Source organism: Muriventricola aceti, from assembly GCF_025567565.1.
GTDB classification, from domain to species: domain Bacteria; phylum Bacillota; class Clostridia; order Oscillospirales; family Oscillospiraceae; genus Lawsonibacter; species Lawsonibacter aceti.
Genome location: NZ_JAOQKF010000007.1, coordinates 107,278 through 130,877 on the forward strand (window position 1 = coordinate 107,278; position 23,600 = coordinate 130,877).

At 49.4% G+C, this 23,600-nt stretch carries 21 protein-coding genes and 1 pseudogene; 3 read left to right on the top strand and 19 right to left on the bottom strand.

The features are described from left to right. From OCV64_RS09160 to OCV64_RS09195, 8 genes are all read right to left on the bottom strand, one after another. The coding region (locus OCV64_RS09160; RefSeq protein WP_262669851.1) for a glycosyl transferase family 2 at window positions 1–922 on the bottom strand (922 nt) is incomplete at its 3' end. A gap of 88 nt (window positions 923–1,010) precedes the next feature. Beyond that, on the bottom strand, window positions 1,011–1,388 hold the full coding sequence (locus OCV64_RS09165) for a BclA C-terminal domain-containing protein (protein WP_262669852.1): 378 nt from the start codon (window positions 1,386–1,388) through the stop codon (window positions 1,011–1,013). Between the two features lie 180 nt (window positions 1,389–1,568). Beyond that, window positions 1,569–3,251, bottom strand: a complete 1,683-nt coding sequence (locus OCV64_RS09170; protein ID WP_007860184.1) for a recombinase family protein — start codon at window positions 3,249–3,251, stop codon at window positions 1,569–1,571. A gap of 95 nt (window positions 3,252–3,346) precedes the next feature. Then, window positions 3,347–4,033, bottom strand: coding sequence for a DUF6870 family protein (locus OCV64_RS09175; RefSeq protein ID WP_205123935.1), 687 nt, complete (start codon window positions 4,031–4,033; stop codon window positions 3,347–3,349). 47 nt (window positions 4,034–4,080) lie between these two features. Then, window positions 4,081–4,323, bottom strand: coding sequence for a helix-turn-helix domain-containing protein (locus OCV64_RS09180; protein WP_002604473.1), 243 nt, complete (start codon window positions 4,321–4,323; stop codon window positions 4,081–4,083). Beyond that, on the bottom strand, window positions 4,307–4,744 hold the full coding sequence (locus tag OCV64_RS09185; RefSeq protein ID WP_002604474.1) for a sigma-70 family RNA polymerase sigma factor: 438 nt from the start codon (window positions 4,742–4,744) through the stop codon (window positions 4,307–4,309). Before OCV64_RS09185 ends, OCV64_RS09180 begins: the two co-directional genes overlap by 17 nt. A gap of 473 nt (window positions 4,745–5,217) precedes the next feature. After that, window positions 5,218–6,201 carry a 23S rRNA (adenine(2503)-C(2))-methyltransferase RlmN gene (gene rlmN / locus OCV64_RS09190; RefSeq protein ID WP_002584956.1) on the bottom strand — a complete coding sequence of 328 codons (984 nt, stop codon included), beginning with the start codon at window positions 6,199–6,201 and terminating at the stop codon, window positions 5,218–5,220. A 16-nt stretch (window positions 6,202–6,217) separates the two neighbouring features. Next, the gene (locus OCV64_RS09195) at window positions 6,218–6,403 is read right to left on the bottom strand and encodes a cysteine-rich KTR domain-containing protein (RefSeq protein WP_003431289.1); all 186 of its coding nucleotides are present in this window, start codon (window positions 6,401–6,403) and stop codon (window positions 6,218–6,220) included. 398 nt (window positions 6,404–6,801) lie between these two features. Between OCV64_RS09195 and OCV64_RS09200 the strand changes: the two genes are divergently transcribed. From OCV64_RS09200 to OCV64_RS09210, 3 genes are all read left to right on the top strand, one after another. Continuing rightward, on the top strand, window positions 6,802–7,158 hold the full coding sequence (locus OCV64_RS09200; protein WP_002584957.1) for a helix-turn-helix transcriptional regulator: 357 nt from the start codon (window positions 6,802–6,804) through the stop codon (window positions 7,156–7,158). Window positions 7,159–7,359: 201 nt separating this feature from the next. After that, entirely contained in the window at window positions 7,360–7,689 is a 330-nt protein-coding gene (locus OCV64_RS09205; protein ID WP_002584958.1) for a plasmid mobilization protein, read from the top strand. Beyond that, window positions 7,650–8,984, top strand: a complete 1,335-nt coding sequence (locus OCV64_RS09210; protein WP_007860193.1) for a relaxase/mobilization nuclease domain-containing protein — start codon at window positions 7,650–7,652, stop codon at window positions 8,982–8,984. Before OCV64_RS09205 ends, OCV64_RS09210 begins: the two co-directional genes overlap by 40 nt. A gap of 70 nt (window positions 8,985–9,054) precedes the next feature. Here the strand turns inward: OCV64_RS09210 and OCV64_RS09215 are convergent, their stop codons facing one another. The 11 genes and pseudogenes from OCV64_RS09215 to ltrA form a co-directional block, all read right to left on the bottom strand. Beyond that, window positions 9,055–9,816, bottom strand: coding sequence for a hypothetical protein (locus tag OCV64_RS09215; protein WP_007860195.1), 762 nt, complete (start codon window positions 9,814–9,816; stop codon window positions 9,055–9,057). A 366-nt stretch (window positions 9,817–10,182) separates the two neighbouring features. Continuing rightward, entirely contained in the window at window positions 10,183–10,392 is a 210-nt protein-coding gene (locus tag OCV64_RS09220; protein ID WP_007860197.1) for a transposon-transfer assisting family protein, read from the bottom strand. A 4-nt stretch (window positions 10,393–10,396) separates the two neighbouring features. Continuing rightward, window positions 10,397–13,426, bottom strand: coding sequence for an antirestriction protein ArdA (locus OCV64_RS09225; RefSeq protein ID WP_007860198.1), 3,030 nt, complete (start codon window positions 13,424–13,426; stop codon window positions 10,397–10,399). Between the two features lie 126 nt (window positions 13,427–13,552). Continuing rightward, on the bottom strand, window positions 13,553–13,921 hold the full coding sequence (locus OCV64_RS09230) for a cysteine-rich VLP domain-containing protein (RefSeq protein ID WP_007860200.1): 369 nt from the start codon (window positions 13,919–13,921) through the stop codon (window positions 13,553–13,555). Further along, window positions 13,918–15,993: a type IA DNA topoisomerase gene (locus tag OCV64_RS09235; protein WP_007860201.1), complete on the bottom strand. Its 2,076-nt coding sequence runs from the start codon at window positions 15,991–15,993 to the stop codon at window positions 13,918–13,920. Before OCV64_RS09235 ends, OCV64_RS09230 begins: the two co-directional genes overlap by 4 nt. Beyond that, window positions 15,990–16,730 carry a DUF4366 domain-containing protein gene (locus tag OCV64_RS09240; RefSeq protein ID WP_007860202.1) on the bottom strand — a complete coding sequence of 247 codons (741 nt, stop codon included), beginning with the start codon at window positions 16,728–16,730 and terminating at the stop codon, window positions 15,990–15,992. Before OCV64_RS09240 ends, OCV64_RS09235 begins: the two co-directional genes overlap by 4 nt. Beyond that, complete coding sequence (locus tag OCV64_RS09245; RefSeq protein WP_003508256.1) at window positions 16,720–16,986, bottom strand: DUF4315 family protein; 267 nt, start codon at window positions 16,984–16,986, stop codon at window positions 16,720–16,722. Before OCV64_RS09245 ends, OCV64_RS09240 begins: the two co-directional genes overlap by 11 nt. A gap of 21 nt (window positions 16,987–17,007) precedes the next feature. Then, entirely contained in the window at window positions 17,008–18,933 is a 1,926-nt protein-coding gene (locus OCV64_RS09250; protein ID WP_432432396.1) for a C40 family peptidase, read from the bottom strand. Window positions 18,934–18,971: 38 nt separating this feature from the next. Beyond that, window positions 18,972–19,928 carry a DNA-methyltransferase gene (locus OCV64_RS09255; RefSeq protein WP_007709580.1) on the bottom strand — a complete coding sequence of 319 codons (957 nt, stop codon included), beginning with the start codon at window positions 19,926–19,928 and terminating at the stop codon, window positions 18,972–18,974. Beyond that, window positions 19,925–21,364 (bottom strand): annotated as a pseudogene (locus OCV64_RS09260) (VirB4-like conjugal transfer ATPase, CD1110 family); the annotation flags it as partial. The pseudogene OCV64_RS09260 and the gene OCV64_RS09255, both read right to left, overlap by 4 nt. 81 nt (window positions 21,365–21,445) lie before the next feature. Next, window positions 21,446–23,419, bottom strand: a complete 1,974-nt coding sequence (gene ltrA, locus OCV64_RS09265; protein ID WP_055221925.1) for a group II intron reverse transcriptase/maturase — start codon at window positions 23,417–23,419, stop codon at window positions 21,446–21,448. Window positions 23,420–23,600 lie beyond the last annotated feature (181 nt).

The following is a 23,600-nucleotide window of genomic DNA, read 5'->3' on the forward strand; positions in this document are numbered from 1 at the left end:
AGGCAGCCTCACAGATATAAGACCTGGGCCGGTAGGTGATGGCCAGGGCGCAGCCAGTAAAGTAGAGCACCCCGTCCCACTCCCCCTGCTCATACAGGGCAAGCGCCAGGTCCATATAGGGCTCCCGCAGATGGGGTGCCTCAGCGATGGCCCTCAGGTACCAGTCCCGGGCCTGTACCCGCTCCCCCTTGTTCAGATAGGACTTGGCGATGTACCGCATGGAGGCCGCCCTCTCATCCCGCCAGGTGGCGCTCGGCATGGTAAGATGCCTTTTCAGGGTACGGATGCAGTCGTCCCAGCGGCCCCTGTACATATATTCCCGGCCTAAATAGTGGACATTCCGGTCATCCTCAGGGTCCTCCTGTACCGACAGCTCCAGCAGCGGAAGATACTGCCCTCTAGACTTTGAAGGGTCGGGGTGGTGGTCCAGCTGGACTCCCTCCGCCACCACTGTGGGGCCTGGCCTTCCAGTCCCCATCCACTTCAGCACCTCATGCACCGGATGAACCCACTGATAGCCGTGGCGTGCATGGGCCTTTTCATACCAGAAGGTAACCCCCTCGCTGCCGTCCGGGTTAAAGGACCAGGTATAGCGGTATGTAGCCTGGCCCGCCTCTGGCAGCCACGCCTCCTCCAACCGGGCCCGCCAGCCGGGATGAAATACCTCATCCAGATCTGTACATACGCAGATATCCGCGTCTTCCGGCACCAGCTCCATGGACCGGTTGCGGGCCACATCGAACCTCCAGGGGGAGATGACCTCTACCTCAGCCAGAGCCCCCCTGGCTCGCAGCCGCTCCACAGTGTCGTCCTCGGAGCCGGTGTCCAGCACCACTACCTGGTCCGCCTCTCCCATAGAGTCCATCCAGCGGTCTACGAATTGAGCCTCATTTTTACAGATGGCATATACCACCACTTTCACGGCGCTCGCCCTCCTCTTTCAGATAAGGAACAGGGCGGGCGGCACGGTGTGCCGCCCGCCCTGTTTAGGCCCCATTGGGGTCTTTCGGTCAGTTCAGCTTCTGGATTACGATCCCGGCCTCGGTCAGAGTCACGTTGTTCTCTGTGGAGGTCAGGGTAATGGTAGCCGTCCCGGTGACGTTCACCAGGACACTGGCCGCCAGAGTGGCCAGATCATTGGTAGTGGAAATGGTGGCCTGGCTCTCGCTCCCAGGGACAGGGGTAGAGTTGTTCTCCAGCTCCACGCCCACAGTACCGGTAGAGCTTGTATTGGTCGCCACCACCGAGTAAGAGACCCGGTAGATACCGGTTTCTCCCAGGGTGAAGGTGGCCGTGCTCGTGGTATGGGTGACGGCGGTTCCCTCCTCCACCTGATTGGTGTCGAAGCTGGCGTCATCGCCGGTGGTTGCCAGGGTCTGGGACCCCACATTGGTGGCGTAGAGCGCGTTCAGCGCGGGGGCTGCTCCAGCCGGTCCAGTGGGCCCGGTAGGACCTTCCGCGCCTGTGGCTCCGGCGGCACCAGTTGCGCCGGCAGGGCCGGCAGGACCAGTAGAGCCGTGTATTTATGCACAACATTAGATTTTCCTTTGTGTTGAGTAGGCAAGCCGTTAGATTGCCTTGTTCTCAATCACTCGGATAACGTTGTGGTTATTCTCAATGTAATCAATAATTCGCTGGTACTCGTCGGCAAAATTGAAGTCAACCGTTATTTCCCCGTTCTCATGCACCCAAACCGCTTTTACGAGTTCAACCATAATCCCGCGGTTAAGGCTCTGAATGTTTTTGTATTTCAGAAAGGCGGTTAGATACGGGTCGTCGGTTCCGATACCATCAGCCATTACCTGCATTTCCTCTTTCAGATAGGAGATGTTCGCTTCAAGCTGTTGTATCTGTTCTGCAATCTTGCCTTTCAAGCGGCGATATTCCTCTTTGGTAATCTCACCGCTTTTCCAATCAAGGTACAAGCTGTCGGAAGCGTCATTGTACTGTTTTAGCTGCTTTTCTGCCTGTTTCAAGGAATGGGATAATCTCTTGCTTTCCCGGTTGATAACAGGCGCGTTGTTAATCCGTTCAATTTCTTCTGCAAGCCGATCTACAAGGGCAATTTGCATTTGCAACGCTGCCAATACCGCGTTTTCCAACTTGTCTTGCCGGATAGAATGTTTGCTGCAAATCTTCTTATCGGTGTAGCTACGGCAAGAGTAGTAGGCAATATCACGGGCGGTTTTGCGCCGCATGGCCTTTTTGCAATCCGCGCAACGGACAAAGCCGGACATGAGATAGACTTCCTGTTTGCCGGGGGCTGTCCTTGTGTCGCGCTTATGTAGGGCTTGCGCTTTCTCGAATGTTTCCCTGTCAATAATCGCTTCGTGTGTGTTGGGGACGACAAACCATTCTTCTTCGGGGACGTTGATCTGCTTGTGTACTTTGTAGCTTATTACGCGGTTACGGCCTTGCACCATTACGCCCGTATAAACTTCATTTTGCAATATCCTTGCAATCGTGCTGGCAGACCACAAACCATCGTTTTTGTCGGAATTAGGGTTGTTATACTTAAAGCCTTTTTTCTTCTTATAGGCTTCGGGGTTCGGCTCTCCCATTTGGTTAAGCCGCTTTGCAATCCCCATTTTACTGTACCCCTCATTGACAAACCAATGGTAAATGCTTTTGACAACTTCCGCTGCTTCTTCATCTACAATCAAGCTGTTTTTGTCGTTTGGGTCTTTCTTGTAGCCATAAGGGGCAAACGCGCCTATGAACTCGCCGCGCTCCCGTTTCATCTTGAATGTTTTGCGGATTTCTTCGGAAGTGGTCGCGGCAAACTGCTCATTGAACATTCCCCTAATAGGTACTTCAAGACCGCTTGCAGAATGGGGGTTAGCGTAAGTGTCAATAAATGGCGTGCCTGTGCAAATAAACCTTGCGCCGTGAATGGGTATGAACTCCTCCAAAAACTTTTGTTGATCGGCAAGGTTGCGGAAACCGCGTGCAAGGGATTTGATAATCATGCAGTTTACTTCTTTGCGGACAATGCAGCCCTCAAGCCGTTTGAAGTTTGGTCGCGCTGTGTCGGTGCCTGTCAATCCGTCGTCGGCAAACACGTCTACAATCACATAGGTTCCCGGCTCAAAATAGCTGTCTACAAAGTCGCGGAGTATCTTTTCTTGGTTGATAACACTCTCGCTTTCGTCCTCGTTGTCGTCCTCTCTGGATAGTCGAATGTATAGCCCAATTTTCCAAAACGGCTCTGCATAACTGCGTGCCATTTTGTCTTTGCGTATGCGGGGCATTATACCTCCTTTCCCCCTATAATTACGAGTTAATTATACCATTTTCGCCCCGTAATCACAAGGTCTTTACCCGTAGAGTTAGGGAAAGTCGGCGGTTATTTCAGACTTAAAAAGTAATCACACAATGATTGCTTTAGCGTTCTATCCTCTGCGACAAACCGTATTCTTACGGGTGTATCACCACAAAGAAAACAGTATGGATTTACAATCTGCTCAAAGTAGCTTTGCATTTTCTTTGCTGCTGGCAAAGAACTGTCAATATGGATATTACGAATATCAACCAAAGTGCTGCGGTCAACCTGTGTAATATCAACATTTCTCATTTGTTGAAGTTGTAACTTGGTAATCATCTTCTTTCCCTCCCGGTTAGCGGCATAGTACAGAATATGCGCTCCGGCTTGTACGATATGAGAAATAAGGCTGAAACGGGCGGTTGTTAGCTGCAACCTCACGGGAGTTTCACCCCGGCCCATGCTTATGGGTGCGCCGCGCAATACTTTGAGGGTGTTCAACGCGGGAGTATCATTGTGCCGCCTTGTATGTCGTCGCCCACAAGCTGCTAAACCTGTTTTACGGCGCGGTAGTTGTCGCTCGACTTTTCCCCGTAGGGGAAAAGCTGTCATGGCGTACCCGCCGACTGGCTCGATACAGACGGAATGTACCCGTTGCCTGTTATGCTGCGCACCAAAGGTCGCTTTCTTTGTCAAGTTACAATAGGCTTTGTCGGCCTGCAAAAGCACATCAACAGCGGATATGCTTTTGCGGAACGACAAATAGCCCATAACGGGAATCGTGGAAAGGGGACACGCTCCCCGCATGGGCTAAAAGATTATCCTACATGAAAAGCAAGGGTGCGGGTAATAAGGCGCACTTGCAGCCTGTTACGCATTTCCTCGTCCACATAGGAATAGGTATTGCCCGCGTCGTCTTTCAGCGTGCGGGTACAAAGTTTCGCTATGTAACCCTCGTAATGCTTCAAGATCGCGCACATGGCGGTTGTGTCGCCGTTTGCCGCTGCGGAAATGACAGGGAACGGCAACAGATTTTCAGATTTCCTAACGGTATTCATCATCTGCTTTTCCCTCCAAATACTGTTTGATTTTCGCAAGCGCGGATTTCCTGTGCCGGAAAACCGTCGTGCGTACAACATTCAGCAGTTCGCCAATTTCCGCGTCGCTCATATCCAAGAAGTAGGACAAAAGGATAATGTCGCGTTTCCTTTCGGGCAAAGCGTTAAGGGCTTCGGCAAGCAGTTCATTTTTGACGAGTACATCAAAGCCGGACACTTGAAAACGGAAATAATCGCTTTCGTATTCGTCCGTTGTGAAAAGCTGCGCGAGTTCGCTTTCGCTCAAATCCGAAAAAGTAACTTCGCGTGCTGCGCGTTTCGCAAGAGTGCGGCGGTGGCTTTTCGCTTCGCCGACCAAAGTTTTCTTTGCTAATGCGTCGTACTGATGTTGTATTCTTTCCTTGTCGGAAGAAGATAGCTCCATAGAGTTCACCTCCTTCCCGCGTGGAGTAGAGGACGGGAGTTAAGGGCTTGTCCTCTCTGCCCCTTTCGCTCCGTACCCGTTCGGGAGATGGCTCTTGAGTGCGCTTTTCAGAAAAAAGTTGAAAAAAGCAAAATGCGCCCGTCCGCAAGACGCGGACGGGCGCAAAGGAAATGTAAGCAGTAGCTAAATGTATTGACAGTTCACATTCATAGCCGGAATATCCCGCTTGCGGAGCATAGCTTTTTTTGACCGCAAAGCATTAGGCGGGTTACAGTAAATAAAAATGGACACGGCGATACCTCCCCGATACCGCCGTATCCTTAAAAAAGGGCGACTTTAATACACTACCCGCAATCCATTCTATAATAGGGAACAGCGGCTTTTGCGCAATATTAAATAAAAAAGCCGATAACACATAGGTTTTTTGACCTAATGCGTTATCGGCTCTGCGTCTATGCGTCTGGCACTTTTAATCATTTTTTTTTGAATTTATTATATGTGTTAGCTAACTGTCCACAAGCCGCGTTAATCTCTCTGCCATGAGAAACTCTCATAGTAACTTCAAGTCCTGCTTGCTCTAATTGATGTTTGAATGCAACTATTTCCCGTTTCTGTGGTGCTTTAATTCTTGAATTGCTTGTTGGGTTGTATTGTAACACGTTAATCATAACTTTTTTGCCCCGAAACCATTTTGCAAGTTGTCTTACATCTGAGGGCCGGTCATTTATACCCGGTAAAAGCAAATACGCAAAGACAATTTTGCGATTATGCCTTTCAGAATAGGATAAGGCTTGCTTAACAACATCTTCAATAGCATATATGCGCATGTGAGGAATAATACGATTTCTTGCAGATTGTGTTGCTGCGTGTAAAGATATTGTCAACTGAATTTTAAGATGTTCCTCGCGCAATTTTTTTAATTGATCGACCGGACCAACTGTTGATATGGTAATGCCGTCGGTTGGAAAGTTGAGCCCATATCTATCTCGGAGAATATGGATTGCTTTTATCAAGTTGTCATAATTGAATAAAGGCTCTCCCATACCCATAAAAACGATACGGTTTACTTTTCGACGCAACAATATAATCTGTTGTACGATTTCTGACGATGTTAGATTACGAACAAAGCCATTTCGCCCGGACTCACAAAAAATACAACCAACAGGACAACCGACTTGTGTGCTCACGCAAACAGTTCCACCATCTCGCCGCTTGATAAAAACCGTTTCAATGTATTTGTTGTCTTTCAGTTCGTAAACATACTTTTCAGTATCACTGCTTTTGCAAATATTTTTTACCAACATTGATAGATTTTTTTTGCGTGGTAATTGCTTATATAATTCTTCATATAAGGCTTTTGCTTCATTCTCGCCAATAACTTCCGACATTTCTTTGTAAGTAAATCCGTATGGATCATTCCGTACTTCCGCAGGCGTATATTTAGGTAAACGTTTCATTTTTATATCCTTTCTTCTAAATAATAAAAGTTTGTTTTTCTGTATTTTTGATTACAATCTCTAATTTTTCTACATCAATGATATGCGTCAATTTGCATTTAGGGCAGAAAAGAGGAAAATCTTTTAATACAGTATTATGAAATACTTGAACTCTCGTCTTTCCGTTACAAATCGGACATTTTATCCAATATTTTTTAAGCATTATATTTCACTCGTCCTTTTTACACAAAAAAATGCAGGTCAATCCTCAACATGAGCATTGACCTGCATTTATAATGCACAGAGCAGTACAACAAAACTAAGGCATAGCTTGCACTATGTCTATACTATATCTATACGTCGTTAGTTTTTTGTATAGCATCCGCAAAATAAGCATGACAAAAAAGCCCATGTTGAAAATGGGAAAATCCTTTTTTTCAATGCTTATCTAATACGCATGCTATGCAACATAAACGCCGCCTCCTTTTACATAAATTTTATTTTATCAGAAAATCAGTCTACTGTCAATACACAACAGGAAGTATTTAACCTAATGATATGAATTGTGTGGACATATCCAAAAAGAAAGGTGAACTGTAAAATGTAACAGGGTGAATGAAAATGGCAAAAAGACCCGTACCATTGTACGACTTTAAGGCTTTCGGGGCAGCTATAAAAGCCGCGAGAAATGAATACGGCGAGAGCCGCAAAAAGGTAAGCGACGAGTTATATATTTCCCCGCGCTACCTTGCGAATATCGAGAACAAGGGACAACAGCCGAGTTTACAGGTATTCTATGACCTTGTAACCCGGTATCATATTTCGGTAGATCAATTTTTCTTCCCGAACAGCAATGCGGAGAAATCCACCGGGCGGCGGCAGCTTGACGCGCTGCTGGACGGTATGAGCGATAAAGGCATACGGATTGTAACCGCAACAGCAAGGGAGATAACGGAAGTCGAAAAAGCAGAGGATTAACCTCACAATATGAGAAATCGGGAGATTGCAGCGCATGGCGGCTGCAATCTTTTTTTGCGTCCAAAATCAAAGGAACGCGCAACAAATACCGCCTTTCGGTGGGGGTATGGAGTAGATAGCAAGCACAGCAAACGAGTACCCGTTTGCGGAAAATGCTTGTTGGGATAATCCCAAACCCTTATACCGAAAGGCGGTGCGGAAATGGAAAACCGAAAGAGAAATATACAGATGAAGTTTTACGTTACGGAAGAAGAAAAGCGGCTGATCGACGAGAAGATGAAGCAGCTTCCCATAAAGCAGTATGGGGCATACTTCCGTAAAATGGCGATAGACGGGTATATTCTTGTCGTTGACCGAAGCGACACAAAAGCATATATCCGGGAACTGCAAGCGGTGAGCCGGAACATCAACCAAATTGCAAAACGCGCCAATGCGACGGGGACGGTTTACAGGCAGGATATAGAGGACATTAAAAAGGCGGTGGACGAGATATGGCGGTTACAAAGACGCACCCTATTAAATCAACCTTAAAGGCTGCGATAGACTATATCTTAAATCCCGAAAAGACAGACGGGAAGCTGCTTGCGTCCTCTTTCGGCTGCGGGCTGGAAACCGCCGATATTGAGTTTGCATGGACGCGGGAAGCTGCCGGAGATCGCGGCACACATTTAGGGCGGCACTTGATACAATCCTTTGCGGTGGGAGAAACCACACCGGAAGAAGCGCACAAAATCGGCATGGAACTTGCCGGGGCGGTATTAGGCGGCAAGTATGAGTTTGTTTTGACAACTCACGTCGATAAAGACCATCTGCATAATCACTTGATTTTCAACGCGGTTAGCTTCGTTGACTACAAAAAGTACCATTCCAACAAGCAAAGCTATCACTTTATCCGGCGCACCAGCGACAGGATATGTAAAGAGCATGGGCTATCCGTCGTCGTACCGGGACAGGACAAGGGAAAAAGCTATGCAGAATACACCGCCGAAAAGCAAGGGACAAGCTACAAAGCAAAGCTGAAAACGGCGATAGATACTCTCATTCCCCAAGTGAAAGATTTTGACGAACTGCTGCGCCGCTTGCAGGAAATGGGGTATGAAATCAAACAGGGCAAATACATTTCCTTTCGCGCTGCCGGACAGGAACGGTTTACCCGCACAAAGACGCTCGGCGCGGCCTATACGGAAGAAGCGATAAAGGAGCGTATCAAGGGCGTGTATGTTGCCAAAACAAAAACGCTGCGGGAAGATAAGAAAATCCGGCTTGTCGTCGATCTTGAAAACAGTATCAAAGCCCAACAGTCGGCGGGCTATGAACGGTGGGCGAAAATCCATAATCTGAAACAGGCTGCTAAAAGCATGAACTTCCTAACCGAAAACAAGATTGAGTATTACAGCGACCTTGAAAGCAAAATTGCGGATATTATGACCGCCCATGACGCGGCGGCAAGGGCGGTTAAAGAGGTAGAACAGCGTATGTCTGATTTGTCGCTGCTTATCAAGCACACCACCACATACCGACAGTTAAAACCGATTTACGAGGAATACAAGAAGTCGCGGGACAAGGAAAAGTATCTGCGGGGGCATGAAAGCGAAATTATCCTGTTTGAAGCTGCGGCAAAGGCACTCCGGGAAATGCAGATAAAGAAGCTGCCCGATCTCGCCGCGCTGCGCAAGGAGTATAGCAGCTTAAACGACAGGAAAAGCAAATTGTATGAGGATTACCGCCAAGCGAAAAAGCAAATGCAGGAGTACGGCATTGTCAAAAAGAACGTCGATAGTATTCTTTACCCGTCCCAAAGCAAGGCGCGGGAGCAGGAGCGATAAACCAAACATAAATAAAAAGGACAGTCGATTTACTCGGCTGTCCTTACTGGTACTGCTTGATAACTCAAGATTACTTTTCCCAAGTAAAGCGGAGATACCGGCTGGCAAGAATCTGCCCTCCATCATCAAAACAAATCACCGTACTGGGATTATCCGGAGTAATTGTCATTGTTTCTAATTCTGAACCATTAGCGTCATAACAAATGATTTCCACCGAACCAACTTCACTCCCTAATTCAAAGGTTTGATAGTCAGTAACTTCCTCTGGGGTGTAATCTGTTTTGGAGATTTCCGAATGGTTTTCATCATAATATATCATGGAAAAAGATGTTGTCGGTTGTTGAATTTCAAATGTAACTTGGCAGGAATAATCAATTCCTGTCATGGCACATTGATCAGTGATTTCCATGCGGTCAAAATAAGTTTCTGTATCAAAATATACCCCTTCTTCATCATGATACAGATAGTAAGCTGTAACAGAGTTTTCGGATTCCTCTTGCGGAAGATATGCTATCGCGCCTTCAGCACCCACGGAATCATTGTCCAAGTTTGCCCCAAACGTCATACTGGTAAAGTTCTGATCTCCAGCATAAGCAACATCTGCACTGGCAGAGAAATAATATACGCAAGCAGCGTCCAAATCAAATGAGTAGCTATTATCTGCAAAATCCGCATAGACCTTTGTATTTTCCGGCAACTCTTGCTCATTGTTTATAAAAATTGCCCCTATCGCCGATTCATAATCAGGCGTAAAATTATCCTGCGATGAATTGCAGGCCGTCATACTTACCAATAAAGCTGCCATCGAAATGGCACATAGAAGTTTCCTCATTCCTTTGCACCTCATTTATTGAATTTAGAGTTCTAAAAAGCACAATGTGCTTTTTTATTATACCATATCCAACTGTTTCATTCTACCAAGAAATATGAAAAGACATGGATTAAAGAAAATGGGTTTTACTATCACCCATGCAAATTCAAAATTGTTGCTCGGTTAATTTAGAAAAGCAAGGGTAACAAGTGGAATGTTAAGGGCTGAAAACGCCTGTATTTCTGCGGCTTCCAGCGCGGGGAAACGGCGTAGACGATACTTTATATTCAAACCCGCAAAAACGGCTTTCTAATTGTCCACGCAAGGACAAAAAAGAACAGGGGCGCGGCGCCGGAAATCGGCAACCGCGCCCCTGTTTTCTATGGACTATTCCTCGTCGGTCAAGATAAACTCCCGTTCAGAAAACTCGCTGTCCGTCATGGCTTGCAGCTTGTTTACCGTTGCGGCGGCAAGCTGACGCATATCCTCGTCCATGTAGGGCATGGCGGCAAGGATATTTTCAAGCGTTGTTTCTCGGCTGTCCTCGGCGTAGATCGCAACAATGTTTTCTTCCTCTATGGTAAAGCAGATATTCATGCTATCAAACCTCCAAATCCTTTTTATGCTCTTTCTGTTTATCTTTCGGCTGCTGCGCCGCCTGTTTCTTATACTCGTCCAGCTTTTTCAGAATAGAGGGCTTTTTCTGCGGCTGCTCCCGTTTCTCGGCTTTTACCGCTTTCGCAAGGTCGGTAACGGAAATTGCTTCGCCCGCCTTTGCCCGCTGCTCCAAATCTGCGACGGTGGGCGTTTGCGGCGTGTTATTGATAATCCCGTCAAAATTGTTGTCGTTCTGCTCTATGGTGTCCTCGACGTGCTTTAAGGGATTATCCCGCTGCGGCTGCTCGGCGGCTATGGCGTAAGCCTGTGTGCCGTTCCCCATAATGAGATACTTCCCGTCCTCCGACGCATGGTGAAAACCAAAGCCCGACGCTTCGATCTGTTCCCGGCTCATATCGGTAATATGAAAATTGCCCCTCGGCGTTCTAACGGTTTCACCCGTCAAAAGGCTTTCGGGGGTCGCTTCCGGCTGCTGCTTTTCAAGCTGCCCGTCCTTGTAGGAATATCCTTGCGCCGCGATTGCTTCAAGGGTCTTGCCTGTAACGTCGCCATAAATCCGCTTATCTGCGTCAACCAGCATTTGCAAGGTGTTTTTTACGGTGTCGGACAAGGCTTGCTGCTGTTCGGGCGGCAGCTTGTCAAATACGGGGGTTTGCTGTTCCTGCTCGGCTTGCCGTTGCTGCTGCAACTCGGTAAAATGCCCCTCAATCTCGGTAATGAGTTCCTTTGCGGTGGCCTGTATCGTTTCAAGGGACGCTTTTAACTCGGTCATTTCCTTGCCGCTGCTCCAACCCGCCACATAGCCGAAAGAATAATCGGACGTATCAAGCCCAAAGTGCTGGCAGACGGTGTAAGCGACGCTTTCCGCTTCTACCTCGCGGGTATGGCGGTCAACGCGGTTTTGTTCTTCCGGCGGGGCGTTCAAGTCCACGTCGTGCAGCTTCGCATGGGCGATTTCGTGAATGGCGGTCTTTACCGCCTGTAATTCACTCACGCCCTCTTTGATTGCAATGCGCTTGTCGGTTAGACTGAAATACCCGTTTGCGCCGTTTGTAATCTGTTCAAAAGTAATCGGGACGGGGGACGCTTTTTCAAGGGCGGCGAAAAAATCCTCGTACTGCTCCACATCGGCAAGCAGCGGTTTAACGGAAAGGTCGGGAAACTCCTTGCCCTCGGTCTGCGAAATATCAAAGACGGTTATAACCTTAAAGGCGGGGACGGTGATTTCCGTTTCTTCCTTTACCACTTTTCCCTCGCGGTCAAGCATGGGCTTTCTCGTTTCGGGGTCGATTTTATCAACCAGCTTTTTCACCTTGTAGGGTGCGGGGGCAAAGATTTTAATGCCTTTCTCGCCTTTCTTTACATGGCGGTCAAACTCCTTTTCCCATTGACGGAAGCCCATTACTAAATTGCCGCCCTGCATAGCAATTAGGATAGTGTTATTCAAACTATAATCATGGAACTTCGACATAGCGGTTAGAAACTCTTTGTAGCGGTCGCTGTCAAAAATCGCTTGTACGCCCTGTTCCAAACGGGCGGTGATCTCCTTTACCTTTTCGGCGGGCTTTTCGGAAGTAAGGATAATGGGGACGACGGGGCGGGGCTGCTGCGGCTCTGCGGCCTGTACGGCTGCTTGCTGCGTTTCGGCTGCGTCCATATAGGCTTTGTCCTGTTCGCCGCGCGACCGCTGCGGGTAACTCATAATGCGGTATTCCTCCGGCACTTCGCGCCCCTCAAACTGCCGTTCCCACTCGTCGCCGCTTTCCACGATATAGCCGTATTCGGTAAACGCGCCTTTTTCCTGCGCGGCGGCGTTCCTGCCGAAAGTAGTAAGGTCAATGCCGCCTTTCCATTCTTCGGGCATTTGTACCATGCCGGATTGATATAAGTAATAGTCGCCCAAATCGCGGTAGGTATGTACTTCGGGGATATGGACGTAAAAATCCACGTTGTAGGTGAAGTCAATTACCTGTCCGATATTTGCAAGCCCGTTTTTCTGCTGCAAAGCTGCGTTCAGCTTGCCAACCTCGGCGGGGTCAAGCTGTTCGAGCTGCGCCGCAAGAAAATTGAGTTCGTCCACGTCGGCGGCGCATACCATTTCATAAGGCAAAGCAATATGTTTCTCCGGGTCGTCGGAATAGCCGCGAATGGAAAAATCCTGCGGGTTGTCTGCGGTAATGCCTACGTTCCGCATAGCTTCGTGTAACTGCTCCTTTGTGGCAGGCATATCCAGCCAATAGCCGCTTGGGTCGCCCGCTTCAAAGCGGCTGCGGTTGCCTATCATAATAGAAAACTGTTCGCTCATGTGTTCACGCTCCTTTTCCTGCCCGGTATTTTCGGGGATAGCTGCCGCCTGTTGCTGCTGCGGGGGTTCTTCGCCCTCTATGGTGTAGTCCGGCATGAGCATACCGTTTACTTTGAAATAGTCGGCGTACTCCTGCGGGATAGGCGGGGAGATTTCCGTAAACAAGCGGTCATACGCTTTGATACGCCCATTCAGATACTTTTCCATAGCCGCCTTATCGGTGAAAACCTTTCTATCTTGTCCGGCAATCTTCGCTTGGGTTCTGCTTGGGCTGTTGGTGCGCACGCTCCATGTAAGCGTCCATGAATACGGGATAGATTTCTGCGCTTCTTTGTCATAGCGGGTATTCTCGTAAATGTAGTAATTCATCTGATATACCCGGTTGCTGCGGGTATATCGGTCATATTCATTTTTCTGCCACTCATTAGCGGTGTGCTGGACGTGCGGCGTTCTCACATATTCAAGTGCTTTATCCAGCAAAAGCGTTTTCCCCGCCTGTTCTTCCCATGCGGCGGCTTGCTCCTTTAAGCTGTCAAAAATCGCCTGTTCTGCCGCCGCGCTTTCGCTGCGCATGGAAAGTAGCTGCGCAATCGGCAAGGAAGCATAAGGGGCAATATCTCCGTCCTTTGCTTCAAAATATATCCGGCGTTCTATCCGCATGGTTTCGGCGGCTTCTAATTTGTCATGGTCGTATGAGGTGTACGGCATATTGTTTCATCACGTCCTTTCTCGGTCATATAAGGGTTTGGGACTATCCCAACAAGCAAAATGCCCGCGCCGTTCCAAGAGCAGCGCGGGCATTTCTCGCAAACGGGTACTCGTTTGCTGTGCTTGCTATGTAGTTGTTTTTATCCGTAAACGCCTGTTTCTCTCACTTTCCGCTTTCTGCCTGCGGCGTATCTTTGCCGCACAATCGGGACAGTATTTCGCCCGATTGCTGCCCGCCGCAAACGTGCTGCCGCATACCGCGCAACGCTTCAAATCGGTTTCCCCGCTGCGGGTGATCTGTTCGCAAAGCTGCCTGTCTGCGGGTAAAACCGCTTCGCGGAAATAACGGCATAACAGCGAATAGCTGATACTCTGCACACACACGCAAGTTTCCCCGTCGTCCAATAGCAGACAGTTCCCGCAATCGTTGTTGGCGCACGCGGCGCGGGTCATTTTCTTAACGGCTCGATACTGCTTTTCATCAAGCCTAATCATTTTCGGTTCTGCTCGACGCGGAAGTTTACATACTTGCCGCCTGTGTCGGCAAGCAGCACAACCCCGTCAAAGGTCTTTCCCGTTTTGGTGGAGTACATACCCTTGATTTTTACCTTTCCGTCTTTCAAAAGGGCGGCGGCAATCGCCTTTGTGAAAGTCTTTTTGCGCTGCTGAAAGAACAAGTCATTTTTCCACATGACAAAGCTGCAAGCCCTGTCGGAACAGTAGTAGTTTTTCTTGCCCTCGTAAACCGTCGCGCCGCAACGGGGGCAAGTGCCGATTGCTTCCCGCTGCGGGGTAAACAGCTTCGCTTTATCTTCGGAAATCGCGGAATAGGTTTTGACAAGCCCCGCTGTCATTTCCTCAATGCTGCGCATGAAATCGTCCGGGCTGTCGCTGCCTTTGGCAATCCCGGTAAGGCGGGTTTCCCATTCTGCCGTAAGCTGCGGGGACGTAAGGACTTCGGGCAGGATAGCGGCAAGGTTATACCCGTCCTTTGTGGGGATTAGCTTTTTGCCCTTGCGCTCGGCAAAGCCCGCACTAATGAGTTTTTCAATGATACCCGCCCGCGTTGCGGTAGTGCCTAACCCTTTGCGCTCTGCGTCCTCCGGCGTTTCTTCCTTGCCCGCGTTCTCCATAGCGGACAGAAGCGTATCTTCGGTATATGCTTTCGGGGGCTGCGTGTAACACTCGGAGATCTCCGCTGCCGGATTGTCAAAGGTCTGCCCCTCGGCAAGCGGCGGCAAAACGGTTTCCGGCTCTGCGTCCTCGTCCTGTTCCTCGGACGCGGCGCGGGACAGCTTTTCAATCTCACGCCACCCCTCGCAAAGCGTCGTCTTTCCCTTTGCGGTAAAGGTATAACCGCCGCAAGAGATAACCGCCGTAACCGCTTCATATTCATAGGGCGCGGCTGCGGCGCAAAGCAGCTTCGCGCATACAAGGGTCATAAGTTTTGTTTCGCTGTCGGTAAGGGAAGAAAAGCCCGTTTTCAAAAACTCGGCTGTCGGCAAAATAGCGTGGTGGTCGGTTACTTTGCTGTTGTCGCAAACCCTTGTAAGGTCTGCTTGCAGCTTCACGTCCCGCATAAAGGGAAGCAGCGAACAAAGCCCGGTAATGAGTTCCTTTGTGCTGCCCTCCATATCGGAAGTGATATATTTACTGTCGGTGCGGGGATAGGTCAAAAGCCGTTTTTCATAGAGGGCTTGCGCATAGTCAAGGGTCTGTTTCGCCGTAAATCCAAATAGGCGGTTTGCTTCCCGCTGCAAAGAAGTAAGGTCAAACAGTTTCGGCGGGGCTGCGGTCTTTTTCTCTTTTTTAAGAGAAGTGCAAACGGCCTGCGATTTCTCGCAAGCCGCTTTCATCTGCCGCGCCGCCGCTTCGTCGTCCTGCCTTTCGGAAAGGGCGGCAACGCCGCCAACGTCCAGCCGGACGACATGATATTTCTCTTTCTTAAAGCTGCTGATTGCATAGTCGCGGTTTACCAGCATTGCAAGGGTGGGCGTTTGCACTCTGCCGACATTCAATGTTTTATGGTAGAGGATAGAGAAAAGGCGGGTCGCGTTAATGCCAATGAGCCAATCGGCCTTTGCTCTGCAAAGCGCGGATTGATACAGGTTGTCATAACCGCGCCCGTCTTTGAGGTTTGAAAAGCCCTCGCGGATTGCGCTTTCTTCCATGCTGCTAATCCAAAGGCGGGAAAAGGGCTTTTTGCAATTCGCCTGGTCATAGACAAAACGGAAAATGAGTTCTCCCTCGCGCCCGCTGTCGCACGCATTGACAATCTCGGTAACGTCGCTGCGGTGCATAAGGTCTTTGAGAATAGAAAACTGCTGCTCCTTGCCGCTGGCAACGATAAACCGCCACTCCTGCGGGACAATGGGGAGATCGTCGTACTTCCATTTACGGTACTGCTCGTTGTAGGTCGCCGCGTCTGCAAGGCTAATCAAATGCCCGACACACCACGACACAAGGTAGCCGCCGCCCTCATAATATCCGCTGCACTTTTCATTTGCGCCAATAACGGCGGCAATCGCCGCCCCGACGCTCGGTTTTTCTGCAATTACCAATTTCATAGATTTTCGTCCTCCTGCTCGGTCTGTTCGGTTTCGACTTCTTCCGTTTCCTCGTCGTCCTCGTCAAAATCAAGGTCGTCAAGGTTGTTGCTGCCTTTCGCCGCGTCCTTTTTGGACTTCAAAATCTTAAAGTAGTAGAACGCGCCGCCGCCCGCTGCGGCAACAAGCAGCACGACAAGCAGAATAGCACCGCCCATGCCGCCGCCTTTATCTTCCTCCGGCTCCGGCTGCTCGGTTTCTTCCGGCTCCGGCTCGGCTTCCTTGCCCGCGCACTCGCTCATGTTGACGCTGCAAACGGGGCAATCGGTGTTGACGCTTCCGGCAACGCATTTTTCAGTACAGCTACAAGCGGGGGTTTCGGTCTGTTCGTCCTCCATAAGCTGCAAAAGGTCTTTTTCATCAACTTGATTGAGGAAATGGACGGTGTTTTCTCCGTCCTCGGCGCGGTCAATGATGATGTAAAAATAGTTTCCGTTTTTCGTAACGACGGTAATAAATTGTTTATCGCCGGACGCTTCGCCCGTTATGTCGTCCACAAGGCTCATGTTGCCCTCCGGCGTTAAGGGCTGCGGCTCATAGCCGCCCGTCGTTTCTTCCGGCTCGGTTTCGGTTACGGGGGTAGGCGGCTCGTCGCTCACATCACCGCCGCCCGCAAAAGCGGTAACAGAAAAGCCGCCCATGAGTACAAGGGCGGCAAGCAAAGCTGTAACGCTGCGAAACAGTTTTTTATGCTTCATCTTCGGTTTCCTCCTGTTCGTCGGTATAGTCTGCGTCCGGCTGCGGCAAGGCAATTTCGCCGCTGGCGTAAGCGGAGAGGAACGCGGCAAGCTGCGCCCCGTCGAGGTGTACCGCTTTCACCATTTGAACGATCTGCGCGTTTTCTTCCTCGATTTTCTGCGCTTCAAGGTCTTTCAGCCTTTTTTGGTATTCAAGGATTTTCGCCCTCGTTTTCTCAATATCCCGTTCGATACGGTCAAGTTTCGTGTTTGCCATAGAAATAAACTCCTTTCAAAGTCAGTTGTAATGTAGCCGCCCATAGGCGTAAAAATGGGATTGCCAATAGCTTGTATCAAGTTTTGCGTATTGTATCGGGTCGCCACAATGCAGCATGACGGGGCTTCCGTCCCCGTCCTCGCCAACGTAGATACCCACATGAGATACCCCCGGTGTGTCATATGTACCCGTAAAGAAAACCAAATCCCCCGGCTGCGGGTTGGAAACGCGGGTTGAAATGTTGTAAAGCCCCTGCGCCCCAAGTCTGCCCGTATTGTATAAGCCGCTGTTCGTCAGCACATAGCTAACAAAACCGCTGCAATCAAAAGAGGTTTCCGGGCTGCTGCCGCCCCACACATAAGGAAAACCGACATACTTTTCCGCTTCCTCAATGAGCCGCGCAAACTGTTCATCTTCCAGATAGGCGGGCGGGATTTCATAATCCGCTGGCGGGTTTTCATAGTATTTTGAAATATAGCCGGATTGCGGGAAAAGGTCGGGTCTGTTCCCAAGCGACGACATATACATAGCGTACATGGATAGCTGTTCCTCGCCCATAATGTAAACGGGAACATGGGAGAGGTTGAAGTTTTCCAAATCCACATTGAGAATGTAATAGTTATAGGCTACTTCAACGTCGTATTCGTTGCCCTCGCTGTCCGTCCGCGTTTCGGTGCGGTAGCGTACCTCGACTTCCTCCGTAACCGTCAAGATATACTGTTTATCAAAGAGCATTTCAAGGGTGCTTTGCGCTTCATCGAGAGTAAACACGCCCTCATGCCAAGCGGAGAGGATAGAGATTAGCACATACGGGTCATGCTCGATCTCGTCAGCCGTTACCCGGTATTCGTCATAGCCGGGGTATTCGCTTTCGATGTTATCCAGCATATCCTGTAACTCGGCTTCCATAGCGACATACGCGCTTTCTGCGCCTGTAATATCCGCGTCCTCGGAGAGATAGGACGACGCAATCAAGCCGCTGCCGCTGTTGCCGCCGAACAGGGAACAAGAGGACAAGCCGCCGAAAAACAGAAGCACGATAAAGGCAATCCCGCCCACAATCAAGCAGCCTTTCCAATGCCGGACGACAAAGAACGTCGCCCGTTTGGTTTCCTGCGCCGTTTTCTTCGCCGCCTTTGCGGTGGCTTCGGCGGTCTTTTTCACCTTGCCGCCCGTTTTCAACGCCTTTGCATACTGCTTTTTAATGCGCTGTTTTTGCCAAAAACGGGAAATCGGGTTGGAGTGCGCAAGGGCGGGGTTATCATGCAGCGCCTTTTGGTAGAGGAAATCGGCGTTTGCCTTTGCTGCCTTTTTCTCGGCTGCTGCCGCCGCCCGGTAAGGTTTCAGCTTATGGCTGCGTATGCCGCGTTTTACTGCCCGCGTCGTCATGCCGCCCGCTTTCTCGCCCACAAGTTCTATCCTGTGTCCGCTTTCCACACCGACGTTTTCTTTCTCCACCTCATAGATTTTTCCATGTACGGCGGCGTCCAATTCCTGCGCCGGACGGGATAACGGGTTATGACGCAACTTGCCGTTTGGGGGCTTATCCGTTTTTTCAAAAGCAAGGCGCGTCTTTGCTTTGCCTTTGGCTTCGTCAAAAACGCGCTCTTTTGTGATTTTGGTCTGTTTGGGGATAGCTGCCCGCGCTTTGTCTAAACGGTCAGCCGCCGTATCGGATTTTTTGATTGCCTTTTGCAGGTCCGGCGTTGCCCGTTCCGCTTCGGAAAACTGCAAGCGGGACGTATGGGTTTTAAGCTGTGCTGCGTCAAGGGTCTTTTTCTCCGCGCCCTTTTCAAAGTGGCGGCTAACCTCTGTGCCAATACGTTGGGTGGCTTTTTCCGCTGCTCCCGCTACGGGGGCTGAATAGTTTTCCTCCGGCGGTCTTTCGCTGATACTCGTTGTTTCGCCCGTCGTAAGGTTTTCCGCAACCGCCCCGTCGCGGGTCATTTTCTGCGTTACCTTGTCGGGGGCTTTTAATTCCTTGCTCAATGTTCATCACCTCCAATACGCTGTTTTGCAAGGGTGCAGTATTCGGGGTTGATCTCTATACCCACATAGCGGCGGGAAAGGCTTTTTGCCGCCGCTGCGGTCGTGCCGCTGCCTAAAAACGGGTCAAGCACAATCCCGCCGACAGGACAGCCCGCCAAAATGCACGTTTCCGCAAGTTTGGGCGGGAACGCTGCAAAATGCCCGCCGCGATAGGAAGCTGTGTTGATCTGCCAAACGTTGCGGCGGCTGCGGACGGGGGAAATCATTTCGTCGGTGTATGCGCCTTTCCTGCGGGGACGGTTGATTTTCTGCGGCTGGTTTTGCCCCGGAACGGTAGCGGCATATTTGTTGCCTTTCCCAACTCCGCTTTTCAGCCGTACCGCCGTTGTGGGGGCTATCGGCTCGGCTACTGCTTGCCAATCGTAGTAATATTTCTTCGACTTGGTAAGCAGAAACACATATTCATAGCAGCGCGTCGGTCTGTCCCGCGTGCTTTCCGGCATGGCGTTTCCCTTGTGCCAAATGATAGAACTGCGCAAATACCAACCGTCGCCCCGCAAGGCAAGGGCTACAAGCCACGGAATACCGATTAGGTCTTTCGGCTTGCAGCCGGGGGCGCGGTGGTTTACCGCCACTTGCTGCCCGTTCCTGCCTTTGGGATATTTCGGGTCTTGGTGGTCGGCTTTGCTGCCTGTGCCGCAATAAGTGTCCGCGATATTCAGCCAACAAGTACCCTCCGGCGTAAGCACCCGCTTTACCTCATGGAAAACCGCTGTAATGCGGGAAACATATTCCTCCGGCGTTGCTTCCCGTCCGATCTGCCCGTCTGTGCCGTAATCGCGCAAAGCATAGTAGGGCGGGGACGTTACGCAACAATCCATACAGTTATCCGGCAAGGTTTGAAGCACCTGCAAGCTGTCGCCGCAATAGATTTTATCCGTTTCTATCTTCATGCTGACACCTCGCCGGGCTTGGTCGTCATCACGCGGTAGAGTTCCGTATCTTTTGGGAAACGGTCAATAAAGGGCAAAATCACGTTGCCATAGAAGATAAGTCCCTCGCCCGCTTCGGAATGGGTTACATAGGTCATTTGCTGCTGTGAAATGTTAAGCTGCTTGGCAAGGATTTCCCGGTCGCCCTGGGCTTGGTTGAGCATATACACAAAATCACTGTTTTCAAAGATGTTCTCCACCTCGCGGGACGACAACAAATCTTTCACGTTTTGGGTGATACCTGTCGGAATACCGCCCCACTTCCTAAAACGCTTCCAAATCTCGACGCTGTATGCTGCGGTCTGTTCCTCTTTGAGCAGCAAATGAAACTCGTCGATGTAATACCGCGTCGCCTTGCCCTCGCTGCGGTTTACCGTTACTCTGTTCCATACTTGGTCTTGGACGATAAGCATACCGACTTTTTTAAGCTGCGTACCGAGTTCCTTAATATCAAAGCAGACAAGGCGGTTATGAATGTCAACGTTTGTCCTGTGGTTAAAAATGTTCAAGCTGCCGTTTACATAGAGTTCCAATGCCGCCGCGATACGCTGCGCTTCCTTTTCCGGCTGCTTCTTGATCTCGTCGTAGAGGTCGCCCAAAATCGGCATATTTTCGGGCTTCGGGTCGGCAAGGTAGTTGCGGTACACGCTGATAACAGCGCGGTCAATCAAGGTCTTTTCGACAGCTTCCAGCCCGTTTTTACCTCCCATAATCAACTCACAAAAGGAAAGGATAAAATCGCTCTTTAAGGCTATGGGCGTGTCGCCCTCGCTGTAATTGAGGTTAATATCCATAGGGTTAATGTACTGCGTGCTGTTCTGCGAAACCTTGATAACCTGTCCTTTCAAACGTCCGACAAGGGGGTAATATTCGGCTTCGGGGTCGCAAATGATAATGTCGTCGGACGTGATAAGAAAAGCGTTTGTGATTTCACGTTTTGCAGAAAAACTTTTGCCGCTGCCCGGTGTGCCGAGTATCAAGCCGTTGGGGTTTTTCAGCTTCTTTCGGTCGCACAAAATCATGTTGTTGGAAAGGGCATTTAAGCCGTAATACAATGCTTCGCCGCTTTGGAACAGCTCTTGCACCGTAAAGGGAACGAAAACGGCGGTGCTGCTGGTCGTCAAGCCGCGCTGGATATGGATAAGGTTTTCCCCCAACGGGATAGAGGACATAAGCCCCTGTTCCTGCCGGTAGTCAAGGCGGGTCAAAATGCAGTTGTATTTCTGTGCGATTGCCGCCGCCCCGAACACTTCGTTATCCAATTTCTGCTTGGTATCTGCAAGGTTTAAGACAAGCAGCGTAAGCAGAAACATTCTTTCGTTGCGGCTCTGCAAATCGCGGAGTAGGTTTTTTGCTTCCCCGCCGTAGGTGGCAAGGTCGGACGGAAATAGCGATAGGTAAGCCTTTGAAGTTATCTCCAGCTTTTCCCCCGCTTCACACCGGACATGCGACTTTCACCGCATCCGGCGTTCCATCAATCAAACAGATTTCTTAGTCTCCTTAGTCATACCATTATGAGAATTATTCGTAAGATTTGGCTTCTCCAAATCAATGGGTTTCCTTTTTGCCAATGTTCGCAGTTTGTTCAGCTTTGTGAGCTGTGAAGTATCCAATTTAAGAGCGGTGAGATAAGAACGAATAGTGTCCTCATCAACTGCGTGTATCAGTTCATGTACTGGTGCAAGCACCAATACCAGATTTTCATACTTATCTCTGCCTCCAATTCCTTTTGGCTTCTTGTGATGGCAGTGAATTTCTGATATACACTGAAATTTCTTTCCCGTTACCGCACATTTTCCCCATTGAGCGGAGAACAGTGAGATACGGTTATCCGCATACTCTGTACTGCGGCTGTATGTAGGCGCTCTCATTAGCTGTAGCAGTAAGAAAGTGTTTATCCGCAAATCGTCATGGATTTCACTTCTTCCTGCCGCTGTGTAAGCGCACACTTTTCGCCGCTGACTCATTGGATTTTTACATTGAACATAGCTTATTGGATAAATCGGTTCTTTGGATTGTACTATATATCTTAGTTGCTCCGATTTCCCATATCTTTGGATTTCCGTTTTTGTCAGGTCACGGCCTTCCTTTTTCAGCCGGTGTGTCTTTCCAGATTTCAGCCTGTTTTTGAGAACTGTATTAACAGTTCTGCCAATATCACCGCAGTCTATGCTGATGTCAGTGGCTAACTGGTAGTAATTCTGGATTCCCATAACCATGGAGTTGAACAGCCGTACTTCCCCGGCTTCTCCACGTCCTTTTCTGGGAAATTTGATATTTCCGACTTGTTTAGTCAGGCTGGCTTTAACCTTTTTGTATGCTTTATCGCACATGTGCGATTGAACGACGTACTTTTTCCCCTTTTTGCGTAGTCGGATTTTGAATCCGAGAAATTCAGAATAGCTCCGTCTGACGTCAACAACTCTCGTTTTCTCCGGTGAAACATCAAGGCGCAGGCGTTCTTTCAGCCATTGCGTGACCGCAATCAGCGTCCGGTCTGCCTGTTCCCTTGTTCTACAGAGAATCCGAAAATCGTCTGCATATCTCACGATATACATTTCTTTCAGCCGTGTATTCCGCATTGCCCGGTACGCATGGCTTTGTATCGGACAGCCTGCCGCATTTTCTCTGTAAGCGTAGTTTTCCGTTACCGGGTTGCACTGCCATTGGCTTTCTATCCAATGGTCAAGTTCATTCAGCACCACATTTGCCAATAGTGGGGAAATAATTCCGCCTTGCGGCGTTCCCTTTGTTGGGTGTTCTGTGTTGCCGTCCGGCATGAGGATTGGAGCTTTGAGAATCCTACGGATTACATAGAGCAGTTCTTTATCCCGGATATTCAGTGACCATAACTGTTTTATCAGTTTTGAATGGTCTACATTGTCAAAGAAACCTTTTATGTCAAACTCTACTACATAGTGAAGTCCTGACTTTTGCATAAGCCTGTAGATTGCCGCTATCGCATTTTCAACCGACCGATTTGGACGGAATCCATAGCTATTGTTGCTGAACCTGGCTTCGCAGATAGGTTCCATGACCTGCTTGATACATTGCTGTACCAATCTATCCCAGATACAAGGGATTCCCAGTGGCCTGGTATTCCCGTTTGGTTTTGGGATGTCTTTGCGTCTTACGCTTCTTGGGGTGTAGCCGTTTTTAGCTCCCTTGACGATTTTGCGTACCCTTGCTGTGACTTCATCAGCGGTAAGTTTACCAATATCAGAAATCTTCAGCTTGTCTGTTCCCGGCGTAATACTCCCGGTATTGGATTTGATGTTCCGATAGGCCAGCAGGATATTTTCTCTTGAAAGTATCACATCCATCAGGTTCTCGAAAATTTCTCCTGCCTGACTTCTGGCATACAGTTCATCAAAGGTACTTTGCATATCGTAGTATTCAGCATGGCGGAGATACTCCACGCATTTGGTTTTTGGTTTCTTCTCATTTGGCATCAGGCATCACTCTCCTTTACGGCGAGTGACTTCTTTTTGTCATACTCGCAATCCTAATTGCGACTAAGTGCTAAGTTGCCTGTTTGACTGACTTGAGGCCATTCCTCCGTTTTCCTCTTTTTCGCAGAAAACATCATCAGTTCGACCTCTGCTTTTCAGCAGTAGTACAGCAGCTTATATG